At 57.7% G+C, this 3,060-nt stretch carries 5 protein-coding genes; all 5 read left to right on the forward strand.

Annotated features, from left to right (window positions below; genetic code table 11):
* The first annotated feature begins 17 nt into the window (after positions 1–17).
* The 5 genes from D6877_RS08735 to D6877_RS08755 all read left to right on the forward strand — a co-directional run bounded on the left by D6877_RS08735 (position 18) and on the right by D6877_RS08755 (position 3,005).
* Complete coding sequence (locus D6877_RS08735) at positions 18–548, forward strand: hypothetical protein (protein WP_130910499.1); 531 nt, start codon at positions 18–20, stop codon at positions 546–548.
* 71 nt (positions 549–619) lie between these two features.
* The gene (locus tag D6877_RS08740) at positions 620–811 is read left to right on the forward strand and encodes a PLDc N-terminal domain-containing protein (protein ID WP_016773784.1); all 192 of its coding nucleotides are present in this window, start codon (positions 620–622) and stop codon (positions 809–811) included.
* 241 nt (positions 812–1,052) lie between these two features.
* A complete protein-coding gene (gene speE, locus D6877_RS08745; RefSeq protein WP_016773785.1) occupies positions 1,053–1,928 on the forward strand; it encodes a polyamine aminopropyltransferase in 876 nt (291 codons plus the stop codon).
* A 286-nt stretch (positions 1,929–2,214) separates the two neighbouring features.
* Complete coding sequence (locus D6877_RS08750) at positions 2,215–2,448, forward strand: hypothetical protein (protein WP_130910500.1); 234 nt, start codon at positions 2,215–2,217, stop codon at positions 2,446–2,448.
* A 209-nt stretch (positions 2,449–2,657) separates the two neighbouring features.
* The gene (locus tag D6877_RS08755) at positions 2,658–3,005 is read left to right on the forward strand and encodes a ribonuclease E inhibitor RraB (protein WP_003223226.1); all 348 of its coding nucleotides are present in this window, start codon (positions 2,658–2,660) and stop codon (positions 3,003–3,005) included.
* The last annotated feature ends 55 nt before the right edge of the window (positions 3,006–3,060 follow it).

Below are 3,060 nucleotides of genomic sequence, written 5' to 3' on the forward strand. Positions count from 1 at the left end.
CCACAGGATCCGCCCTCATGAAAGCCGCACTCGTCGAACTCATCAGCAAAATCAGCTCCGGCTGCATGGGCGAGGACGAGATCCTGAAAGTGGCTGACGAAGCCGCTCAGGCCTACGCCGATGCCGATGCTTTTCTGGCCGCCAATCCGGACATCAACTACGACGACACTTTCCCGATCCCGCTGGGTGAGTGGGTAGTGGTCGGTAGCCTGCCGGAAACCGTGCTGTTTCAGGCCGATACTTACGTCGATCTGTTCGCACAAATCGTTGCCTCGTTTGGTCCTGGCGTGGATTTCAATCTCAAGCCCAAGCAACTGGCCAAGACCGAAGCACTGACCGCACTCAACCGCATCCAGGTGCAGATGAGCAGCCTGAACAAGGAAAACGGCGGTTATACATTGGTCAACTTCAGCCAGTTGCTCGACGATGAACTGCAAATGGTCCTGGTCTACGGCAACGATGTGCCCCGCGTGCTGGAGTTATGCGCCGAGATTGGCATCGCCGCTGCGCCAGCGCTGGAAGCCTTGAAGGTCGCCGTTCACGTCTGAACGCAATAAAAGGGAACCCTGCGCGCGACCGTCTATCCTAAAAGTGCATGCCACTATTCTGGAGCGACACCATGGGTTCCACGTTCAACGGTCTGATTGGCCTGATCATCCTTGCCCTCGACATCTGGGCCATCATCAACGTGCTGAAAAGCGGCGCCTCCACTGGAATGAAAATCGTCTGGGTGTTGCTGATCATCCTCCTGCCAGTGCTGGGCCTGATCATCTGGGCGATTGCCGGGCCACGGGGCAACGTCCGGATCTGAGCTGATTTTCGATCACACGGTCATCCCTGTGGGAGCGAGCCTGCTCGCGAAGACGTTGTGTCAGTCGCCATCACCGGCAACTGATGCTGCGCTTTCGCGAGCAGGCTCGCTCCCACAGTAATTTGCGCTGGTAAAAAACAACCGGAGGTTCGACCTGTCATCTTCGGCAACGTAGAATGCGCGCCTTTCCCGGGCAATCGTCCCCACGATGGCGCCCGCGCATTTATCGGAGCACTTGACCATGACCGTCACCAAGACCAGCGAGTACCTGGAAACCCTCTACGAAGGCTACGGCCAGCGTTTTCGCATGGAAAAACTGCTGCACGAAGTGCGCACCGAACACCAGCATCTGGTGATCTTCCAGAACCCGCGCATGGGCCGGGTGATGGCGCTGGACGGCGTGATCCAGACCACCGAAGCCGACGAATTCATCTACCACGAGATGCTCACCCACGTGCCGATCCTTGCCCACGGCACTGCCAAGCGCGTGCTGATCATCGGCGGTGGTGACGGCGGCATGCTGCGCGAAGTGACCAAACACGCCGGCGTCGAGCACATCACCATGGTTGAAATCGACGGCACCGTGGTCGACATGTGCAAGGAATTCCTGCCGAACCATTCCGCCGGAGCCTACGATGATCCGCGCCTGAACCTGGTGATCGATGACGGCATGCGTTTCGTCGCCACCACCACTGAAAAATTCGACGTGATCATCTCCGACTCCACTGACCCGATCGGCCCGGGCGAAGTGCTGTTCTCCGAGAACTTCTACCAGGCATGCCACCGCTGCCTGAACGAAGGCGGCATTCTCGTCACTCAGAACGGCACGCCGTTCATGCAGATCGACGAAGTCAAAACCACCGCCGGTCGCCTGCGCAGCCTATTCCCGGACTGGCATTTCTATCAGGCCGCCGTGCCGACCTACATCGGCGGTTCGATGACCTTCGCCTGGGGCTCGACCAACCCGGCGTACCGCAAGCTCAGCCGTGAAACCCTGCAACAGCGCTTCATCGGCAGCGGTATCGTCACCCGTTACTACAATCCGGAAATCCACATCGGCGCGTTTGCCTTGCCGCAATACGTGCTGCAAGCGGTCAACAAGCCGAGCAACGACTGATCACGCTGACGTCGCTCTGCAAGGAAGCTTTTGTGGCGAGGGGATTTACCGGTTGGGATGCGCAGCATCCCTGAACCGGCCTGCGCGGTGTCTCCGTTAAACCGCAATGGACGGTCTTACGACTGCTGCGCAGCCGGACGTGGATAAATCCCCTCGCCACAGAGTCCGCCCTATCGATCGGATGGTTATTTTCACCGTTGTCGGCTGTAATCCTTTTGAACCAACTATCGCGGAAAAAAGTCGAGATAGAGGTAAGCCCATCTACGGGTTGATCGAGGAGGCACTGATGCAAAAGTGGAAAGTCACTTTCGTGGATGATCACGGCGTAATTATTGATGAAGTCTTCGAACGTGAGGAATGCCCGTCCGATGATGAAGCCGCTCGGCTGATCAAGGAGCGGCTTCTTCCGGTTGCCGCCCAGCTGGATCTCAACGACCTGCAAGGGCGCACCACCGATGCCGAGGTGAAAAACCTCAAGACCCAGAACGGCATCGAAATCCGCAGCATCACCCCTGTCTGAACACTTCCTGTCATCTCGTAAACCAGGCCTTGGCAGCGGCGCTCTCTTGGGGCTACTCTGCAAGCGAGATCAGCGAATGGATCGCTAAGGTCTGGTCTTGTCAGCTACATGCTTGTTTCCCGCGCGCAACCACGTTGCCGTAGTACTTAGGCCAAAAGGCCCGGGGCGGGAATACGGAAAGTCTATCCATCAATCGAGGGGGACGATTCATGAGCACAGCCTATCAAGAAGACATCAGCAGCAACGTTCTGCGCCGCATGAAAGAAGGCGGTTTCGATTTTTCCCGGTTCCATCCCATCGAGTTCTACGCGATTTTCCCGGACGAGGAGCGGGCGCGCAGGGCAGCAGGCAAATTTCGCGGTGAATCCATCAATGCCCAGGTCAGTGCGCGCGACGACGGCGCCTGGTCGCTGGAATTGAGCAAAGTGATGTACGCAACCTATGACGACATCGGCGATTTCGAGCAAGGCTTTTCAGCCGTGGTCGAACCGCTGGGCGGCATTATCGAGGGTTGGGGCGTGAAGCAGGAGGTGCGCAATCGTTACCGGTTGAATTGATATTGCGCATTGTTTGTCGGGCAACGGCTGACCTTCGGGTCGGCCGTTGTCGTTT

Source organism: Pseudomonas sp. Sample_9, assembly GCF_004307535.1.
GTDB lineage: Bacteria > Pseudomonadota > Gammaproteobacteria > Pseudomonadales > Pseudomonadaceae > Aquipseudomonas > Aquipseudomonas mercuritolerans.

Bases quoted from the DNA above. Each gene is read 5' to 3' on its own strand.
- D6877_RS08735 (WP_130910499.1), top strand. From the start codon at position 18: ATGAAAGCCGCACTCGTCGAACTCATCAGCAAAATCAGCTCCGGCTGC.
- D6877_RS08740 (WP_016773784.1), top strand. From the start codon at position 620: ATGGGTTCCACGTTCAACGGTCTGATTGGCCTGATCATCCTTGCCCTC.
- speE (WP_016773785.1), top strand. From the start codon at position 1,053: ATGACCGTCACCAAGACCAGCGAGTACCTGGAAACCCTCTACGAAGGC.
- D6877_RS08750 (WP_130910500.1), top strand. From the start codon at position 2,215: ATGCAAAAGTGGAAAGTCACTTTCGTGGATGATCACGGCGTAATTATT.
- D6877_RS08755 (WP_003223226.1), top strand. From the start codon at position 2,658: ATGAGCACAGCCTATCAAGAAGACATCAGCAGCAACGTTCTGCGCCGC.